General features: G+C 35.3%; 19 protein-coding genes. 2 read left to right on the top strand and 17 right to left on the bottom strand.

Annotated features, from left to right (window positions below; all coding sequences use genetic code 11):
• Window positions 1-73 precede the first annotated feature (73 nt).
• From G4D61_RS05490 to G4D61_RS05465, 6 genes are all read right to left on the bottom strand, one after another.
• A complete protein-coding gene (locus G4D61_RS05490; RefSeq protein ID WP_163173433.1) occupies window positions 74-2,356 on the bottom strand; it encodes an SH3 domain-containing protein in 2,283 nt (760 codons plus the stop codon).
• A 409-nt stretch (window positions 2,357-2,765) separates the two neighbouring features.
• Window positions 2,766-3,197, bottom strand: a complete 432-nt coding sequence (locus G4D61_RS05485) for a GNAT family N-acetyltransferase (RefSeq protein WP_163173431.1) — start codon at window positions 3,195-3,197, stop codon at window positions 2,766-2,768.
• A 322-nt stretch (window positions 3,198-3,519) separates the two neighbouring features.
• On the bottom strand, window positions 3,520-4,248 hold the full coding sequence (locus tag G4D61_RS05480) for a LytR/AlgR family response regulator transcription factor (RefSeq protein WP_035356202.1): 729 nt from the start codon (window positions 4,246-4,248) through the stop codon (window positions 3,520-3,522).
• Between the two features lie 2 nt (window positions 4,249-4,250).
• Window positions 4,251-4,976 (bottom strand): hypothetical protein, encoded by a 726-nt coding sequence (locus G4D61_RS05475; RefSeq protein ID WP_025727344.1) that lies wholly within the window; start codon window positions 4,974-4,976, stop codon window positions 4,251-4,253.
• Window positions 4,977-5,670: 694 nt separating this feature from the next.
• Complete coding sequence (locus tag G4D61_RS05470; protein ID WP_025727343.1) at window positions 5,671-6,420, bottom strand: LytR/AlgR family response regulator transcription factor; 750 nt, start codon at window positions 6,418-6,420, stop codon at window positions 5,671-5,673.
• A 603-nt stretch (window positions 6,421-7,023) separates the two neighbouring features.
• Window positions 7,024-7,389, bottom strand: coding sequence for a winged helix-turn-helix transcriptional regulator (locus tag G4D61_RS05465; RefSeq protein ID WP_025727342.1), 366 nt, complete (start codon window positions 7,387-7,389; stop codon window positions 7,024-7,026).
• A 160-nt stretch (window positions 7,390-7,549) separates the two neighbouring features.
• On the opposite strand from G4D61_RS05465, the gene G4D61_RS05460 reads away from it, so the two are divergent.
• Window positions 7,550-8,761, top strand: coding sequence for an MFS transporter (locus tag G4D61_RS05460; RefSeq protein WP_025727341.1), 1,212 nt, complete (start codon window positions 7,550-7,552; stop codon window positions 8,759-8,761).
• A 48-nt stretch (window positions 8,762-8,809) separates the two neighbouring features.
• Window positions 8,810-9,652 (top strand): aldo/keto reductase, encoded by an 843-nt coding sequence (locus G4D61_RS05455; protein ID WP_025727340.1) that lies wholly within the window; start codon window positions 8,810-8,812, stop codon window positions 9,650-9,652.
• A gap of 232 nt (window positions 9,653-9,884) precedes the next feature.
• On the opposite strand, the gene G4D61_RS05450 is transcribed toward G4D61_RS05455, so the two are convergent.
• The 11 genes from G4D61_RS05450 to G4D61_RS05400 form a co-directional block, all read right to left on the bottom strand.
• Window positions 9,885-11,186: an ammonium transporter gene (locus G4D61_RS05450; RefSeq protein ID WP_035348302.1), complete on the bottom strand. Its 1,302-nt coding sequence runs from the start codon at window positions 11,184-11,186 to the stop codon at window positions 9,885-9,887.
• Between the two features lie 14 nt (window positions 11,187-11,200).
• Window positions 11,201-11,560: a P-II family nitrogen regulator gene (locus G4D61_RS05445; RefSeq protein WP_025727338.1), complete on the bottom strand. Its 360-nt coding sequence runs from the start codon at window positions 11,558-11,560 to the stop codon at window positions 11,201-11,203.
• Window positions 11,561-11,948: 388 nt separating this feature from the next.
• Complete coding sequence (locus G4D61_RS05440; RefSeq protein WP_025727337.1) at window positions 11,949-12,260, bottom strand: STAS domain-containing protein; 312 nt, start codon at window positions 12,258-12,260, stop codon at window positions 11,949-11,951.
• Window positions 12,257-14,329, bottom strand: a complete 2,073-nt coding sequence (locus G4D61_RS05435) for a FapA family protein (protein WP_035353459.1) — start codon at window positions 14,327-14,329, stop codon at window positions 12,257-12,259. The genes G4D61_RS05440 and G4D61_RS05435 overlap by 4 nt, the downstream gene beginning before the upstream one ends.
• 15 nt (window positions 14,330-14,344) lie before the next feature.
• On the bottom strand, window positions 14,345-15,175 hold the full coding sequence (locus tag G4D61_RS05430; protein WP_035353457.1) for a PP2C family protein-serine/threonine phosphatase: 831 nt from the start codon (window positions 15,173-15,175) through the stop codon (window positions 14,345-14,347).
• On the bottom strand, window positions 15,175-15,495 hold the full coding sequence (locus G4D61_RS05425) for an STAS domain-containing protein (protein WP_163173429.1): 321 nt from the start codon (window positions 15,493-15,495) through the stop codon (window positions 15,175-15,177). The genes G4D61_RS05430 and G4D61_RS05425 overlap by 1 nt, the downstream gene beginning before the upstream one ends.
• Window positions 15,496-15,510: 15 nt before the next feature.
• A complete protein-coding gene (locus G4D61_RS05420; protein ID WP_163173427.1) occupies window positions 15,511-17,094 on the bottom strand; it encodes a HAMP domain-containing protein in 1,584 nt (527 codons plus the stop codon).
• Window positions 17,095-17,097: 3 nt separating this feature from the next.
• Window positions 17,098-18,582 carry a class I adenylate-forming enzyme family protein gene (locus G4D61_RS05415; RefSeq protein ID WP_035353449.1) on the bottom strand — a complete coding sequence of 495 codons (1,485 nt, stop codon included), beginning with the start codon at window positions 18,580-18,582 and terminating at the stop codon, window positions 17,098-17,100.
• Window positions 18,583-18,587: 5 nt separating this feature from the next.
• Window positions 18,588-18,815 (bottom strand): acyl carrier protein, encoded by a 228-nt coding sequence (locus G4D61_RS05410; protein ID WP_025727331.1) that lies wholly within the window; start codon window positions 18,813-18,815, stop codon window positions 18,588-18,590.
• Window positions 18,805-19,875: an alpha/beta hydrolase gene (locus tag G4D61_RS05405; protein ID WP_035353448.1), complete on the bottom strand. Its 1,071-nt coding sequence runs from the start codon at window positions 19,873-19,875 to the stop codon at window positions 18,805-18,807. The genes G4D61_RS05410 and G4D61_RS05405 overlap by 11 nt, the downstream gene beginning before the upstream one ends.
• Entirely contained in the window at window positions 19,862-20,797 is a 936-nt protein-coding gene (locus G4D61_RS05400; RefSeq protein ID WP_163173425.1) for an ATP-binding protein, read from the bottom strand. Before G4D61_RS05400 ends, G4D61_RS05405 begins: the two co-directional genes overlap by 14 nt.
• Window positions 20,798-20,805 lie beyond the last annotated feature (8 nt).

The raw sequence follows: 20,805 nt of genomic DNA, 5'->3' as shown, positions 1-20,805 counted from the left end.
TATGTTGACTGTCAGTTATATAAAAAATTCCCTATAGAGCTCTTTCCTGCTCTATAGGGAATTTTTATTACATTTATTCTTTATATGTCGGTATATCTAAAGTTAGTGAATACGAAGTTAATAAACTATATAAATTATAAATTTGTTGCACTTGTTTTGATGCCCAACCGATATCTGTTGCATATTGGTGAGTTGCTGTATTACTTGCTGCCGCTGCATTTGGATTCCATCTCATTTTATATAAAGTATCTTGTCCAGCATTAATAAAGTCCTTCGCAATAAATGCTGCACCACCAATTATTGCTTTCTCCGGTGTTGTCCATCCTTGGCTATAGGCATATGCCGCTCCTCCAGTAGTAGGATCATTGTCATAAGCACCAATTCCGTACATATTATAGACTGTTACTCCTTTATAACTAACACCGTTCGCGAGGTCAGAAGTTCCTTTTCCTGTTTCAAGTAATGCATGTGCAATTAAATAGATTTCATTAATACCATATGTTTGACCTGCTTTAATAAATGCTGCTGCTTTTCCAGCTAAGATCCCTTTTCCTGCAAGAATTTTTTCATTTACTTCTGCAGGATCTAAGTTCGCTGATGTTGACAATTTAAGGAATTGTAGTTGTTGAATTGCATCTGATGAAAAGTTATTAGGGTCTAAATAATATTTTACATCATCAGGACTCGCATTTACCCAAGACTGGTCGAGACTGACTTGATACCATGTGCTTCCATCAGCGGCTTTTACCTTTGATAAAATTTTCAATGTTGTTCCATTCTTTGCTGTTGCTACAACCCAATAGTTTGTGCCAGCACCGCCCCTAATATTCCATGTACCTGACACAACTCCTTGGGTTGGATTCGTAGAACTGTTTAGCGATGAAAAGGCGCTACTGCTAATAAATGTACTATATTTTTTATCTGTCTGCGGATTTACTTTCATCTGAATATTTACTGCATCGTTTAATGTAATATTATAAGCTTCATATACTTTACTGATTTTTGCAGTAGCGGCCCCCGGAAGCTGAACTACAGTTGAGGAAAGATATGCACTATTTACATATCCCGTCTTCCCATTTGCTGAAACTAATGACCAACCATTTGCTTCGGAATAAAACGTAACAGCTGTTCCACGAGCAAGCTTTGTAACAATGCTTGCTGACGATGAAGGTGTAGAACGCATATTTAAACTTGATCCATTAGAAACATTAACATATTTGATAATCGATTCAGAAGTTGTTGTTGAATTTGAATCACTATGATCATTTTCTGTAACATTTGAACTTGAATTACTGTTGCTAGTGGATGCTGTATTAGTATTTGAACTACTGCTTGTATTATTGTTATTTGTTGTACTACTCGTTGAAGGTGTATTACTACTTGTACTTGGTTTCGTTAAGCTCAAATACTTAGAATGCACATAACCCGTTTTCCCGTTTGCTTCTACTTTTGCCCAATCTCCAGTTGTAGAGTAAACTGTTACGCTTGTTCCTCTTTTTAAGCTTGTTAATATCGTCCCAGTTTCCGAAGCAGTAGAACGTAATATTAAACTAGAACTTTCATCTACATCAACATATTTCGTCGTGACGACAGGCTTTGTCGTTGACAAGTATTTTGATTCAACATACCCGGTTTTTCCACTTACTGTTACTTTTGACCAGCCGTTTGTTGTCGAATAGACTGTGACACTTGCCCCTTTACTTGCCTTCGTTACTACGCTCCCTTTTGTCGATGCCGTTGATCTTATGCTGATACTTGTCGTCGCATATTTTGTCGTCGTGACGACAGGCTTCGTTGTCGACAAATATTGTGAATGCACATAACCTGTTTTTCCATTGGCTTTTACTTTTGACCAGCCCTTTGATGTTGAGTACACTGTGACACTTGTTCCTCTTTTTAAGCTTGCTAACATTTTTCCTTTTGTCGATGCTTGGGAACGTAAAGTCAAACTGGAATTAGAACTGACATTAACATATTTCGTTGTCGTTTTTACTGTCGCAGTTGTACTACTTTTTTCTACAGTTGAAGTACTTATTTTAGCTGTAGATAAATATTTAGAACTAACATAACCTGTTTTTCCATTGACCTTTATCTTTGACCAGCCATTCGAGGTAGAATAGACTGTTACTGCTGTCCCTCTTTTTAAATGATCGAGCACCTTACCGCTTGTTGACGCCTTAGAGCGCAACATCAAGCTAGAGCTGGAACTAACATTGACATATTTTGTCGTCGTTTTCACAGTAGACGTAATAGAAGATTTTGATACTTCTGAAGATGCAGCATGGACAACTTTTTCAAATGCCGGAGTAGACAATACCGCTAAACAAAGAGTCGGTATAACTAAACTTTTTTTCATAGAATCCCCCTTGATTTGTATATCTAGATGATTAAAGAATCTAATATTTGCTAGACTCTTGATTTAATAGAAAATATTTTATGAAACATCGCTTTGAATAACTCTATGATTTAAACAAAGCAGTATTTCTAAAACATTCGGAATCAGTTTATCCGCTCTTTGTAACGATAAAGACAATACCGCCAGGCATCAAAACGAGACTCCACTGAAATGAACAAATTTCATCAATAAACAACATTAATTGACAACTACGACAGTTAAATTCAGTCTATCATATGGTACAAGATTTTTTAAAAAGAAATAATAGGAAATTCAGTCCATTTTTAATAAATATATAGTCTTTCATCCATACTTTTCTTTCTTCATGACGAAAAAATAGCTTTCTGGAAATATTTGCTCAATACATAAATTAAAGAAATTTTTCCATCACAACTGTTTTTACTAAAAAACCATTTGGATTAGTCATCATCTCTTCTTCCGTTATTAGGTGGCCAATAGATTCATATAATTTGGCATTTTTTGATAATGATGCGCACACGAATTTCATTTTTAAAATGCCATTAGTCTGCGCATAACTTTCAAGCCAGCACAACATCGCTTTTGCTACACCCATTCCTCTAGCAGAGGGCGTTACTGAAACTCTAAAGAAGTACAAAGATCCATCCTGTACAGTAAATCTCATGGAACCAACAACTGCTTCATTTATAAAACTGAGCACCGCCTTTTCTTTACTGTTTATAAATGCTTGTTGCAGACTTTCTATCGTTTCATTTAATGCACTTGAAGGAACGTCCATCAAGCGGTACTCTTCAAAAGCTTCTAACATCAGTTGAAAGTTCATGCTCGTCCGCTAATTTTACCTTTATATTCATTGATTTCCACTCCTAGAAATGTTTTTTCTGAAAAGAATATCACATGTTCACTAATGTAAATAGATTCAGAATGAAGATATTCTAAATCCATTCTTTTTTAACATTTTCCTTGTTTTCTCGTTTTCTTTCTTAACTAAGGATGCTCTGATTGATAAACATACTAGCAGATAAAGCAGATGAGGAAGACTCCTGCAGGATCAGCATATCAGCGAAATCCCACAGGAACTTGCGGAGAGGAGACCCGCGGGCCACCCGCGGAAAGCGAACCCCTACAGCGGAATCATCATCAAGTCAATTTGACATATATGCTTGTACTTCGCGGATTTTTAACTTTGATATATGGGCAACTTTTGTTGATTGCGGAAAATAAGCTAAATAAGTTTCACCAAATGATTCAATGCGAATAACCTTGTGTAAATTTACTAAAAAAGATCTGTGCGTCTTAAAAAAGTAACCTGGCAAACTTTTCTCAATTTCCCGCAAAGATTTCGTCGTCTCATATTGATTATTACAAGTATGAAAAACGGTTTTCCGTGCTTGTTTCTCAACAAATAAAATATCATTTACAGATAAAAATAAAAGCCTATTATATGATTTAACTACTACTATCGTTTTTTCATTCACTCGATAATCATTCATCATATTGAAGATATTCAATGATTTTCTAGCTTTTTCAAGAGCCATATAAAATCGGGTTCGTTCAATAGGTTTCAATATATAATCTACTGCGGAAATATTGAAAGCCTCTACAGCAAATTGATCATTTTCCGTAATAAAAATAATCTGTAGGGAAGGGTGTATATCCTTACATGATTTTATGGCCTCCATCCCATTTATCCCCAATATATTGAGTTCGACTAACGCAATATTTGGTTTTTCTTTGATAATAGCCTCTATAAATTTTTCCCTACTATCAACTTCTCCAATAAGATCATATCCATTACAAAGGTCGATAAAATGCTTTAGAGTGGCTCGTGCAGAAGCATCGTCATCAGCAATTACGATCTTTAAAGGTTGCATGTTTATTCCTCTACTTTATGTTTACTACTATAAAAATTTTCTATATTTATTTTTCTTAAGACTTCTAGAAAATAGTTTTGAACAGAAGAAACATATAACATTTCCTCCATCTTGGTCCCCAACATGAAATTCATTGTTTCTCGTGAAACATTTTGCGTAGAAGTAATAAGCTTTTTCCTCTTTCGAAAAGTTAATTGTTTATGTGAAGAAGCTACTTTCGTAATGTAAAATAAGAAAAGTCGCTTAAAACCTAGAAAGAATGCGCTTTTTCCAATATGATCCTTATGGAAATAAACTTGAACCTTTAACGCTTTCAAAGAATTGCAAATAGATTTCGCTATAATAAATTCTTTTAACTCAAACACAACTTTACCTTCGAAGTAAGGAAATTCACTAATTATGGATGTAACAAAGGAGTTAAATTGATAAATGAGGGCAGAAGGAAATATATTGATGAATGATAACTTGTTTTCTAATATATGTAATCGAAAACTTGCGGTGCTTTTGTTAATGGACAAATTATCTAACTCATATAGTAAAAACTGCTTTCTCGCTTCCATCGAGATATTGTCAATCTTGTTTATGATATTTGTTATTATTGTTATGAGACTTCCATAGTCAAACATCTCTCCTTTACTTAGGTTCAATTGAAAACCATCGTTGTTTTCTTTGCTTTCTTTAAACTGCTTAATATCCATTTTCCCCACTCTCTCAACATTAATATCCATAATATACGATTTCTAATGTAGCTTTTTCCTTTATTATTGTCTAACGATTCTAACACCTAACACTCCTTCATAATCTCCTTTTATTGTTTCAAAACGACTTTTTATAACAAAAAAGCATTATTTAACATGGTTATTCCTTTTTTTTAAAAAAGGCTTTGTTAAATAACACTGCTGATTTTAGACACAAGTTTTATCAACAGCATTGTTTAACAAAGCCTTAATGTTATCGATTAAAACACACCGAGACTGGGACAAAAGTATATTAACTAAAGAAAATCCGAATATTGCGATCTAATGCCGCTCCAGAAATATACTTCGCTTTCCGTGGGCGGCTGGTGAGCCTCTTCGTGCTCATGCACTGCGGGGTCTCACTGATGCCTATCCTCCCGTAGGAGTCTACGTATATTTTCGGAGCTGATTTGTGCAATGTTCGTCTTTAGCTAACCACTTTTGATTTTTGTCCCAGCCTCAAAAAATCTATAGGATAAAGTATGTTTACATTCGATAAAATAATTTCATTACTAGAGAATTAAAGCGCAAGGGGAGACTCCTGTGGGATCAGTGTGTCTACGGGAGACCCCGCAGGAGTCTCCCTGACCGCCCGCGGAAAGCGAGCCCCTGGAGCGAGAACGATGACCATATATATATATGATACCTCCAAAACATTCACAATTAAAAGGGTACAATGTTCTATTCAAATAAAAAAATATTGCTGATGCAAACTTTGTAGCATTTTTTCCTTTAAAGCTTTTATCCTTAATTTTGAAATACTTGCATAATGTTCAAAATCCCAAAACTGCGCAGTATATGTATCATTCTTCATTACGATTTGGCTGATTTTCGTTAAATTAATAATATAAGAACGATGGGCTAGAAAAAAATAATCGTCAAGTTCAGTCATTAAATCTCCCAAATTTCCATTTGTTTCATATATCCATTCTTTCGTATATACTAAACATTTTGCCCCGTATTTTTCAATAAAGATAATTTCCTGCAGGGGTACATATGTTGTCCCTTTATGATCTTTAATGATTAAATTTCGGTTGTTCTTCTCTTTCATTTGCCTTCTTTCGTACAAAATCATCGATTCAGCTTTATTAATTGCTTGATAGAGCCGAAGCCTTTCAATAGGCTTTAATATATAGTCAACAGCATTCATTCGAAACGCTTCAATGGCGTACTCATCGCATTTAGTAATAAAAATAACTTTCACATCAGGATGAATCATTAAACAATCCTGAACAGCACGAATTCCATCTACATTTGATATTTGAATGTCTAATAATAATAAGTCAGGTTTTTCTAACCTTACCAACTCTCTAAGCTCATCACTGCTATGACATTGTGCAATCACTCTAATATTCGACAATGGTTTAAGAAAATGATGGAGAATATTTAATGAGTCTTGATGATCATCCGCTATAATGACTTTAATCAAACTCATTTTCCCCTTTCTCCTTCAATTAAATGAACATATATGTTTATCAAAATATTTCCGTATTTCTTCAATATAATTATGTTTACTTCATGTATTTACATGATTTGAAATCCATGTTTCAAGCATCAATGAAACAAAATAATATCTATATAAATTTATCATACGATAGTAGATGATGATAGAAATTAGATTTAGTTGTACTATTTATTCAACATACGTAAAGCTATTAATAACGTTTTTCTTCTCCAGGTGCATTTGAATGTTTACAACTTATCTTAAGCAGGCGAATATAAACAGGGAACTTAAACATACTCTTCGCCATTTCATGAAACCCTTATATTTATTATTATAGCGAACTATTATTTTAACTTTTGTATATATATGATGCCACTTTGCACTTCACCAACTATCAAATTTCTATAATTTCTTATTAAAAATAACTATTTGCATGACATAAACTCATCGTTTACTTCCAAACAAATAAACTAATTAAAAAAGACTGTTCCAAAAGTACCCAGCTTTCAGAAACAGCCTTTATTCTTTAATTTGATATGCCTGTCTCAGCTTATTTCCTTCCTACTATATTAAACAGCCTCGAGACATTACAAATTATTTATTTAAAATACTGTCCTCCAAAACTGCAGATTTATCTCCATATACCTTCATAATATGCTTTTCTCCCCAAGCACATAAAGAATCTAAAATACTTTTTAAACTCCACCCATATTCGCTTAGTTCATATTCCACTTTTGGCGGAACTTGATTATACACAATTCGATTAATCACGCCATCCTCTTCAAGTTCACGTAATTGCTGTGTTAACATTTTTTGCGTAATATTCGGCATAAGACGTTTCAATTCACTTGTACGTTTCTTCCCATGAGTAAGATGGCAAAGAATGACACACTTCCATTTACCGCCTATGACCTCCAAAGTTGCTTCAACAGATATGTTATATTTTTTCTTTTTTTCCATGAGGAAACCTCCTTAACAGGAACTAAAAAGTACCTATATAACTTTTTAGTTCCTATATCACTTTAAAGTACGTACTTTTCTTTTCGTATTCTATATTTCATAATAACATGTGCCGGCAAAATTTAATATAATCATTATTTTTTCTTAAGGAGGGGAAAATATGACTTTAGATAAAAAACGAAGCACACTTGCCTTACTTGCATTAGCCGTCAGTGCTTTCGCAATCGGAACAACTGAGTTTATTAGTGTTGGATTACTGCCCATGATTGCAAATGATCTGCACATTCCTACAACGACTGCAGGTTTAACAGTCTCTTTATATGCGATTGGGGTGGCATTCGGAGCACCTGTACTTACTTCACTTACATCAAGCATGTCGCGAAAGTCATTATTAATTTGGATTATGATTGTCTTTATTTTAGGGAATAGTATTGCAGCAAGTGCAAACAGCATTTCAATACTACTAATTGCACGCGTCATTTCAGCATTTTCACACGGTGTATTTATGTCAATTGGCTCAACCATTGCAGCCGATCTTGTTCCTGAAAACCGCAGAGCATCAGCTATTGCAATTATGTTTACTGGATTGACCGTTGCAACTGTAACTGGTGTACCATTTGGAACATTTTTAGGTGGAGAACTCGGATGGAGATTCGCTTTTATATTTATTGCAATAATCGGATTCATCGCCCTAATTTCTAATAGCATTCTTGTTCCGGCTAACTTGCACAAGGCAGAACGCTCAAGTACGAAAGATCAATTAAAATTGATCACAAATGGCCGTTTGCTACTTCTATTTATTATTACTGCTCTAGGATATGGCGGTACATTTGTTGTCTTTACTTATTTATCTCCAATTCTTCAGCATATAACAGGCTTTAAAGAACAAACAGTAGCTGCCATTTTACTCATATACGGTATTGCAATTGCCATTGGAAATACTTTAGGAGGGAAATTGTCCAACAAAAATCCGATCGCTTCTCTTTTTTATATGTTCTTAATCCAAGCAATCATTCTTTTTATTCTGTCGTTCACTGCACCATTAAAAGTTGCTGGATTAATTACGATCATTTTAATGGGACTGCTTGCTTTTATGAATGTACCTGGATTGCAAGTATATGCCGTTATTTTAGCAGAACGTTTTGTACCAAGTGCCGTTAATGTTGCATCAGCAATTAATATCGCAGCATTTAATGCTGGTATTGCAATCGGTTCATATTTTGGCGGTATTATTACTGACACAATCGGTTTGATTCATACAGGCTGGGTCGGCGGACTAATGGTATTAGCAGCTGTTTTCCTTACAGCTTGGAGCCGGGCATTAGAAAAAAAAGATCAGGGAGCTTTAAAAGTAGGAGCTCGCATTCAATAACTATAGATAACCTACAATCAAATTTATTATTTCATTTAGGAGGAAAACATGACGAGACATTTACAAGATACAACTACTTTGCATAATGGAGTTAAAATGCCTTGGCTTGGCTTAGGTGTATTTAAAGTAGAGGAAGGACCTGAATTAGTCAATGCTGTTAAAACAGCGATTAAACACGGATACCGAAGTATTGATACTGCTTCTATATATGGAAATGAAGAAGGTGTTGGCCAAGGAATTCGTGAAGGCATAAAAGAAGCTGGCATTACACGTGATGAGCTGTTTGTTACATCAAAAGTGTGGAATGCCGACTTAGGTTATGAATCCACCATTGCAGCTTTTGAAACAAGCTTAAAAAAATTAGGCTTGGAAAAATTAGATCTTTATTTAATACATTGGCCTGTTGAAGGAAAATATAAAGAGGCTTGGAAAGCATTAGAAACACTTTATAAGGAAGGAAAAGTAAGAGCAATTGGTGTCAGCAACTTCCAAGTACATCATTTAGAAGATTTAATGAAAGAGGCAGAAATAAAACCGATGATCAACCAAGTTGAATTGCATCCGCGTTTAACCCAAGAAGAAGTTCGGGCATTTTGTGCAAAGCATCATATCCAGGTAGAAGCATGGTCACCTTTAATGCAAGGACAGTTACTGGACAATGAAGAACTTAAACAAATCGCCAATAAATATCAAAAATCAATCGCACAAGTAATTATCCGTTGGGATCTGCAAACCGGTATTGTAACCATTCCTAAATCTACAAAAGAAAACCGTATTATTGAAAATGCCGCAGTATTCGATTTCGAATTAACAGAAGAAGATATGAAAACCATTAATGCCTTAAATCAAAACCTGCGCGTAGGTCCTGATCCAGATCATTTTGATTTTTAACGCCCCTATAATAAAAAACTTGTGAAATGACTTGAGGTTCAGAATGAGATAATTCTGAACCTCTTTTTCGTCACCACAGTAGCAAAAATCGCTCCATCGGTCTACCTAAAAAAATGGATTTACAGCAGGCCCCCAGACCGCCCGTGGAACGCGAAGTATATTTCCGGAGCGGGGCTGGAACGTAATATTCGGGTTTTCTTTAGACATATACTTTTTACCCCGCCTCTTTATTTTAAATAATATCTTTAGCCTTTTCTCCGTTCGTAGGTGCAACCATAATACCAGTCGTTTCCTCAAAATTATAAAGGCTTGTTGGAATATCTGTAAATCTTTCTAATTCATTATAAGCAGGAATACCGTGGTGAGACATATCTAAACCTTCTTTTTCTTCACGTGCACTTACACGCAAACCAACCGTTTTATCACAAACCTTTGCGATAAACGTTCCACCAATTAATCCCCACAAAATAACAACTACAGCGCCTAAAAGCTGTATACCTAATAAGGACGCATGCCCAGTAGTGAACAAACCTTGAGATTTATCAAATAATCCTACAGCAACCGTTCCGAATACTCCATTGAACCCATGCACAGCTACAGCACCTACTGGGTCATCTACTTTTAAATAATCGACAAACAAAGTAGCATAAATGACAATCAAACCAGCTACTGCACCAATAATCACTGCGCTCCATTGAGAGACGTACGCACATCCAGCAGTAATAGCAACTAATCCTGATAATACACCATTGATCGTCATACTTGGATCACTTTTACCGAACTTTTTCATTGTTATAAAAAGCGCAACAGCTCCGCCACTTGCCCCCGCAAGCATTGTATTAAGCGCGATCGACGGAAGTGCCTTATTCGCTGCATCTAAAGTACTTCCCGCATTGAAGGCAAACCAGCCAAACCATAAAATGAATGCTCCTGCTGATGCCAACGGAATGTTACTAGGTGCAAAGACGTTGGCACTGCCGTCGGAATTAAATCTTCCCATTCTCGGGCCTAACAACTTTGCCATCGCAAAAGCGGCAAACCCTCCTACCGCATGTATAGTAGCAGAACCTGCAAAGTCCTTCATACCTAATTTTTCCAGCCAGCCTTCACTATTCCATATCCAATGCCCTGTAATTGGATATAAAATAATACAAATAAGGATTGCTGTTAATACGTACGCTTTAAAATTCATACGTTCTGCAACTGCACCTGAAACAATAGAAATGCAAGCTACAGCAAAACCCATTTGAAACAATACATAAGCTGCACTTGGTAGTTCAATAGAAAGATGGATATGCTCTGGAGATCCAAACAAATTTGTACCAATTATACCGAATAGGTCTTTACCGAACATTAAGCCAAAACCGATTAGCCAAAAGGACAATGCCCCAACAGTTAAATCCACGAAAATTTTCATCGTGACATTAACCGCATTTTTAGTTCGCACTAAACCGGATTCAAGCAGACTGAATCCACCCTCCATAAATAACACCATCGCAGCAGTAATGACGACCCAAATCGTATTGACATACATTGGCTCCACACATCTCACCCCTCTCCATTGACCAGATCATCGATATCAAAATCTGCTTCACCTGTTCGAATATTATAAGCTTCTAAAATTGGATAGATATAAATCTTCCCATCTCCGTTTTCTCCCGTTTGAGCTGAATCTACAATCGTTTTAATCGTTTGCTGCACCATATAGTCAGAAAGGACAATTTCCAATTTCACCTTTGGATGCAACATTACTTGATAATTTTTACCACGGTAGACACCTTGAGTTTCTTTCTGTTTCCCTCTGCCAACAACTTGTGAAACAGTAAAGCCTGTCACACCTATATTTTTTAATCCTTTAATTGTATCCGTTAATTTTTCAGGTCTAATGATTGCTTCAAGTTTTTTCATACAACCACCCTATTTGTTAGGTTTTATAACATTTATATGTCGAATAATATAACACATAATAAAGGATGTCAATGGTAAATCAAGTATATTTATTAAAATTATTTTATTTTAATCAAAATTCCAACTTCTTCTATTTTCATCTAACGATTTATAAAATTGATTGGGATAACCTCCGTGGGATAGGTGAGCCTCTGCCTAAGAAGGCTCACCATCCGCCCGCAGAAAGCGGAAATCAACGCACAATAAACAACTAAAATTAAAAATGCCCCATGTTAATATGGGACATCTCTTCTCTTTATTATCTTATGTATGAATACCTTAGTCGACATTCATTATTCCAATGAAACATCGCAACTTTAAGTATGATTTACATGAGATCGGAAGCCTCTTAGGCAAAAATACTTTCGCCTAAAATTTCCGGTATTTGTAAAAGCTTAAGTACTTCCATCACTTCTGCCGTAACATTACATATCGTTATTTCCTTATTCTGTTCTTGCAGTGTCTGAACTAAAAACATTAAAATCCCTATACCAGAGGAATCTACAAAAAGAACCTTTTCAAAATCTAGTCTTATCGATTGATACTTCTCTAACATCGGAATAAGTTCCTGCTCTATCAATTCGGTACTCTCTATATCTAAATCCCCACTCAACTGAATAACGATATGCTCTCCAGATATAGAATATGAAAGTTGAATCATGACTTACCTCCATTATATGTTTCAAACAAAATACATTGATTGTGATCAAGCCGAGCACGAACATGATAAACTGTTTCTTTTAAAATATGCTTAATAGAACCTATCTGAATGACTGTGCCTTCCATTGCTTTGTTCACTTCGATCGTTTGATTATTCGGTACACAGATCACTGTCGGTTTTCCTCGCAGTGAACCTACCTCATTGATTTTCACCCCTAATCCCCCATATACTTCTTCCCCACGAACAACGCCGCTAACATGCAAACTGCCTCCTGCATGAATTTTTGTATTGATACAACCCTTTCCAACAATAGAAACGTTACCGCTGCTGTATAAACAACTATTAAAAGCATGAGGAAGGGAAATAAAGGAATCTGGTTCAACCATCACTGTACTTCGTTTATGGAGTTCTTGCATTTTCTTCGATAAAAGTAATAGCCAATCAATCGAGATCACTTCATTACTTAAAGATAAAAACAGTGTAGACAATGATAGCGATGTTTCTTTCCATTCATCTTCATCTAAATAGTTTTCTGCCTTTCCTATCATTTCTACATATTGTTGAACTAAGGGAGAAATAGGTTTAAACTTCTTTTCTAATAAAATACGAATAAGTGGCTGCACACCTCTGCTAGAAATATCATTTGATTTAAAAGCAGCTGCTGACGTAAGTTGTTTAATTAATTGAATCATTTTTTCAACATGTTGATTAATTTCTCCTAGAAGCTTTCCTAGTTCGGTGACAATCATATTATGCTTTCCCGCCGATAACTTTGATCCTATGACATTTCCATAAGTCATTATGGCTCCGGACGCAGTAATGGTTGCCTGATTAATTGTTTTATAGACATTAATATTGCCGCGTGCCTCAACGATCATATTTTGTTTCACTTCACCTAAGACATCAATATCTCCCGTAAAGTGAAGGTTACCAGATGATAAATCAACATCCCCATTGTGCTTTAATTTCGGCATAATTTCAACTTTGAACAGTTGTCCTCGCTGTTCAAAGTGCGGACGTCCTGATTCTAGTGCTACAACTTTATCATCAACTAACATGATGCCCTTTCCTGCTCTTACAATGATCGGTACTGTTTGCTTGGCAGGAAGTGGTTCATTTGTGACTGTATATCCAATCTGTCCTGGGATAGGCGGATGAATAATGGCAATAACTGCTCCTCTCTCAACGGTTGTAATAGATTGGATTTCCCTGTAATCGACCCGACCATCTTCCAATTTCTTAGGTGCTTGACTCGTTTCCAATGTTATTTTAATCTCTACCCAGCCATTTTTACCTTCTTTCGGTTTAATTCCTGTAGCAATTTCAAAAGTACCAGGTTCAGTAGTAGTGATTGCCTTCATAATTGCAGCCTGATTGAAACCATGTTTTACTTTTAATTGATCCAACTTTGCCATTACATCCTGATATGTTAATTGATTTGTTATAACCTTATTTTCCTCAATTTTTATATCAATATGTTGGTCTGCTTCAATATCAGGTAGATGGCGCACCCATTTCGCACCTGGTTCAACAGTTAATCGGGCAGATAATTTTAATGGATCTAATTTTAATTCCCATTTCGTTGCAAATTCCTTGTTCTCTACCTTCAGCATATAGGCGCTAGCATCTGTAACAACTGTCGTTTTTTCTTTTACCTCTTGATCATTTTTGAATAACTTAATGCCACTATGAACGGTAATCGAGGGAAAATGGTTTGAAGTAGATGTACTATATAATTTTCCATTTTTAATCCAAACCTTTGCTTCGTCTTTTTCCTTTTCGATTTCGTTTTGTATGTCTTTCTTAAATGATCTTCTATTATTTTTAGCAGGGGTATCATCCTCAATCATCTTTAACATTTGCTCGATATTAGAAAAAGCAGAACTTGATGTACTTGGCTCTTTTTTCGTTAATTTGACAACTGCGTATTTTGAACGAATCCCTAAAAATCCCTTTTTTCCATTATGAATGATTTCAACATTTACTTGATCTTTTGTAGTTTCTAATATTTCAAGCCCTAATCTAATTGCTTCATGAAGATTTTTCCCTTTGGAGATAATAGTTTCCACGGATATATCCTCCCATCACAATAATGGAGAATTTACACTACTTATATTAATTTTTTGATCGAATGTTTTTAACAGAACCATTGTAATGTCATCTTTTTGCGGAACACCTTCTGTAAATTGGTGAATGGATTCTAAAACATATTTCTCAATTTCTTCGATATCTTTTTCTCTATGAATTGATAGTGTTTGAATAAGTCTATCCATTTTATATTGTTCCCCATCTTTATTTTGCGCCTCAATGATTCCATCCGTATAAAAGAAGACCATATCAAGACTATCTAGTTGAATAGACTCTTCTTCATATACTTGACTAGGCAACCCGCCTATCATAATGCCTTTAACAATTGGAACTTGCTTGACTTTTTCACTATTCCCGCATACGTGTATTGGTAAATTATGTCCTGCATTTGCATAAGTAAGAATCCTCGTCTTCGGGTCCCAATCAGCACAAAATAGCGTCACAAAAGATCTTAATGTTCTTAAATCTGCATAGATGGCTTGATTAATAGCCGTTAAAGTTGCACCTGGACTCGGGTTGCTTTCTGCCGCACTCCGAAAGGCTCCCCTCGTTAATATCATGAGCATTGCTGCAGGAATGCCTTTCCCCATGACGTCACCTATAACAATTCTAATTTTGCCATTATTTAAAGGATAAAAGTCGTAATAATCTCCGCCAATTAATCTTGCGGGCAGTGATGCACCAATTACTTCTCCGCCTTCAAAAACAGGCGTCTTTCCATTTAATAGTGATGACTGAATATTTTTTGCCAGTTTCATTTCACGTTGTAATGATTTATTCATTAGTTGTTGATCACCATAGTGATACGTAAGGCTATCATGGAACATTACTGTACCACCTCCCCATGAAATGCATTTACAATTTGATAAAGGCCAACCATTTCGAACACTTGATGAGTCATTTCACTAATACCTTGGAGCCTAATTTTAAAATCATAGTCTTGAGATAAGTAGATTGCATTTAAAATTGAGCCGATTCCTGTTGAATCAATGAACTCCAGCTCGCTAAAATCAAAAACAAATACATCAATTTTCTCCAAGTTCTCTAAGTAGGAATCAATTTGATTGGTTGTAGAAATATCTAACACACCATGAAGTGAAAGAATAACGGTTGATCCCTCTAGTTCTTTTTTTATTGCTAATCCCATTTCGCTTCCACCCCTTTAAAGTTTAAATTTATCCATGCTCTTAAGTAATGCATTGGAAATTTCGGATAGCTCTGCAGATTGCCCCTGTAATGATTTGATTAAATCAGAAAGAGCAATTGTCATATTGGTTGTTGCATACGTACGATCATTTGCTACTATTTTCATTTCCTCAATTTTTTCAAGCGTTTTTTCTTTTTCCTTAAAATTGTATACAGTAAGAATCTCTTTCAAATCATCCAAAAACTCGTTAATTTCATAAAGCTGTTCCCGTGATTTCATAGTAGACTCCGTTGACATTTCAAACATTTTCTCTACCGAATTCGATGCTTCTGCTTCTAATAAAACAGAAAGTTTTTGTGTTTTATCTGCCTGTTGCTTTGTATGCCGTACACTTTCATTCCATGAATCAACCATACTATTCAATCCTTCAGAAAGTTCTGTAAGTTCACTCACACCATATATATTGCTTTTGGCCGTTAGATCACGAGACTCTAAGCGCTTGATTTGGTCAATAATCAAGCGAATTTTCACATAAATTTCATTAAAAAATCTTGCTGTAATGAAGAAAAGCGCAAGTAGAGAAGCTATTCCAGAAACAATAAGAATAATAGAACTGCGAGAAAGCGACTTGCTTAGTTGGGAATAATCTAGGGCAATATAAATTACTTGTCCATCCTTTGTAGGAATAAACATTTTATATACTTTTTCATGTCCATAACTTTTAATATATTCAGTCATACTCTTCCTACCTTTTAAAATATCCAGCATAATTTGTTTGTCTTTTGAATCTTTATAAGTATATTTCCCATAGGCCACTTTTTTTAACGGCGGGTATAGTTTTTTAGCTAGCTCGGGGCTTTTAAACACTGTCGGCTCTAACACACCAATTTCCTTTACAAATGGAAATTTTTCTTCCATTTTATTTATTAGAGTATTTGGACCTACTTTATTAGTAAACTGATAAACTTCATTCGCCTCAATATACGGATTAATAATATAATCTGTACCTGGTGCATGATAATATGCATACTTAAAAAATGTAGGCTTATTTCCATGTGAGCCTGATTGTGAAATCGGTAATGCATACATTGTTCTTGTCGAATAAGTCACACCTGATGTATAGGGAACTTTTTCATTTTGATATAGCTTCTCCAAAGATTGGTAACCGATTGTATATCCTATTTTTTTAAAACTAAATCCAATTTCCGAGGGATCAGTTGCCTTTACCCCAACGATATCATTTTTCTCTTTTCCAAATAGCGTAATGCCTGTGACGCCTAATTCCTTACTAAGACTTTTTAGCTCCTTATTAGTAATACTTTGTAAAGGTTGATCACCTAAACGATAAGAAATTCTCGTCGCGTACGATAACAATCGTAAATCGATTTGATGTTCTATTGATGTAGAGGCTAATTTTGTTTCTGCAATCCCTTGCTCTACACTCTCCGATAATATTAATGATTTTCGTTGAACATCTTTCGCAACCTGTTGTTTTATATAGAAAAATTGCACCGTTCCTGCAATCATTACAATCATCATAAGCGTAATAAATGTTCGGATTAAAAACTGTGCCCTCAATGATCTTGACTTAGTTTTCATGCTCTATTCCTCCGCACAATATTCAATTGCTCTATTTCTTAATGTCACTTTATCCACTTTCCCTTGAATAATCGGTAATTCAGAGATTTTCATCACTTTCCCCGGTATTTTCACATTTGCAATATTCTTTCTTAAATATGAAAATATCTCTTCTAATGTACATTCTGCTTTCGGTACGATAAAGGCAATAATTTCTTCTCCGTAAACAGTATGAGGAATTCCTACAACAGCAGAGTTCACCACCTTCGGATGTTTATTTAGGAATAGCTCAATTTCTGTTGGGATTACTTGTACGCCGCCTTTTTTAATGATTTGTTTCTTTCGTCCAACAATATGGATTTTCCCTTGTTCATTAATTGTCACTAAATCTCCTGTAGCGAACCAACCGTCTTTTGATAGTACTTCTTGTGTCATCCCGTCATTTAAGTAATAGCCGTCAAAACCATACGAAGTCTTGATCATTAGCTCCCCAATGCCATTTTCAGACATATTATCAACTTTATATTGATTCCCTTTTGCCATTGACCATTCTACTGCCTCGCTTCTTATGTCATTGGTATACATTAGAACGCCCTGCTCAGATAATCCATAGCTATTAATAATACGACAACTTTTGAGATCCTTAATCGTTTCTACTAAATCAGCACTAACTTGTTCCCCTGCTAGTGCACATAAACTTATATTTTCTAAACCTTTAATATTAAGTTGTTTAGAAAATATATAAATTCCTTTAAAAATAGATGGGGTTGTATTTAACTTGTTACAATGATTTGATCTAAGTAACTGCAACACGATTGGCATATCAAAACTTTCAGGAATTACCATTTGGACCCCATTACGAAGACAAGTTAACAGCCATGTAATTCCGTACGCTGCGGTTATCGGAATGGTAAGAAAAATTTGATCCTTTTTTTCTAGCTCTAACCCCCATTTAAGAGCCTCCGTCCATTTTTTAATTGCACGCGCACTTAGTTTTATTCCCTTTGGTAAACCGGTGCTCCCTGAAGTACATACAATAAAGTCAATTTCTTCTTTTATATTGGAATCCTTAGTTCCATATAGTTGTTCTACTTCCACTTCTTCTTCAACGAAGGTGAACATTACAGCACTAATATCATTTTTCGTGAGCGAATCTTTAATAATACGCTTGGTCGGTACCCCATTTACTTCTTCAACAGTAAAAACGATATTTGGCTCAATAAGACTTAAAATACTCGCTAGGTCATCATTTTTCAATTGAGGGTTAAGTGGAATAACTGTTCCACCTAAATGATTAATGGCGATAATAAGAGACAGATATGGAAATAGATTAGGAGTGAGGATTGCTATTTTCTTAGCCTTTACATCTCCATGCTGTTGAAGGAAATGAATAAACTCTTCCACTTTACTATGTAAATCGCGGAAAGTATATTTATTCTTATTGGTAATAAGAATTTCTTTATCCCATTCTTGCATCTGTTCAAAAATAAATGGATAAAATTGACTCATAGTAATTACTCCTTTGAAAAAATACTGTACAAGCTACCAACTGTTGCAAGGTCTTCATTACTTTTAATATTGTCTAACGGAGCACCGAGATGATTCGAAAGTTCAATCAATAAATTGACCATTTGCAGCGAATCGATTCCTAAATCATTTTTAAATAATGAATCCCGTTGAATATCGTTAATTGGTATATTTGAAACCTTTGCAATCAATCCAACAAATTGGTCATATGACATCTTTTATATCCTCCTCAAACCATTCCATTGCTTTCCGCCGAATTTCCGAGAGCTTGTAATTGCAGCAATGCCCTTCATTTTCATACTCTACGTAACATTTTCCAATTGGCAAACGACGGTAAAGCTCATAAATATGTTGATCTGTAATCATGACATCCTGCTTACCATGTACTAACATAACTGGATTTAGAAATTGTAATTTTCCTAAGTCAGGAAGCATACTATCTCCTTCAAACACAAATTGTGTCCTTTCAACAAAGTAATCTGGTAATTTAATAGTCTCTTGAATAAATGCAGGTGATACCGCTACTACCTTCTCAACTTTAGGATTACAGCTTCCATATAAAGCCCACGCAGCACCGGAACTTGTTCCGAAAAGTTGAATGGGCAATGTTGGGAAATACATATGCGAGTAGTCAATAACATTATCAACAAAACTTTTCCAACCCTCAATAGTTCCACGAAGCCCCTCAAAAGTATAGGTTTGACCTTGGCCTGGCCCATCAAAACTCAAAACGGCAAATCCATGTTTCACAAAGTCATCTTCATACGTGAATAACTCCTCTTTCGTTGAATCTATCGGATTCATCATTATGACCACTGCTTTATGATTATCCGGAATTCGAATACGACCATAACATTCCCCGCCATTTATCGAAAGTTGTACATATTCTGTTTTGATCATTGCTAATTGATCAGCCTGTTCCATAACTTCTAAACTTTTAAGTAGCCATTGTCTTTTGATACTGTTGTTTTCTGGAAAAAGCCAATAGATGAGCTGATAATACAGTGCCGAAATCTTATACATATATTCCGCCTGCTCGATTGCCCCTTGCTCATATTGCTTCGTAGCTTCACGATAGTTAAGATCGGCTAACTCCTTCCAGCTATTAATCCATGCTTCCTTCATCAAATGTTGTTGTCTAACAATTACAACGTCTTTTCTCTCAACACCATGAACAATCCACCGATCCCAAAAACCATCAATGAGTTTAGCTGTCAAAAGCGTTTTTTCTATTGTTGTTAGTGAACCTGTTTGGTAGCTGCTAGCTTGTTGCACGCTGAAATTCCTCCTTATCATCCTCTTGATCAAACGTTAAAATAATCGTTGCCCCTTGAGACGACGAGCATAATAAAATTTGCTTCGCTACTTTCATCATTAGTGTAAATCCTTGCCCCATTGATTTCTTTGTTGAATATCCGGCTAACAATGTCGCTTTCGGTAGTTCATTTAGAGGAAAACCTGGTCCCTTGTCTTCTATAATGAATCTGATTTCATTTTCACTAGACACTAATGTCATTTTTCCTTCTTCAGCATGCTTAATAGTATTCGTTATTGCCTCTGATAATACTAGCAGCCAGCTCATCATTTTCGTAGGCGGAACACCTTTTTCTTCTAAACATTTTTTTGCTAAATTGCGGCATTCAGGAATATCTGATCGTTGTTTTATCGTCCCTTCACAAATCGTTACACCAATTTTATAATTAGCAATCTCTTCTTCTGGAATTAGCAGCAGTTTCCCTTGACTTGCTGCATAAATCACGTCACGATAAATATCCCATTCAGTATTAATAATTTGTTGTGTTTGTTTTTCATCTTGATGTTGCATAAATAAATCCTGTTTATGAATTTCATACGCCTTCAACATTGCATTTTTTAAATCATTCTTTATTTCTAAATGATGAATATTAGCAGGAATACTTTTTCCATCATTTTGCCAAGTTAGCATTTTTTCGCTATAATATAGAATTTCGTCCACTTTACTTTCAAAATGAAAGGAAGAAAATGATACTCTTGATAGGGAATAAAAATAAATTGAATCTCCTTCGTCTATGCCGAGGTATCGCCCTATTTTGTTTGCAAGAAAACCTCTAGCTGTCATGAAATTAAGATCAACATAGGAAATATTTGGAGGGAGAGACGGAAACTGTTTATCTGTTATATTTAAATGATTCTTAAATAGATTTTTAAACCGCCTCAACGACATAA

Source organism: Heyndrickxia ginsengihumi, assembly GCF_011008565.1.
Lineage (GTDB): Bacteria > Bacillota > Bacilli > Bacillales > Bacillaceae_C > Weizmannia > Weizmannia ginsengihumi.
This window is presented reverse-complemented; position numbering and strand designations above follow the sequence as displayed.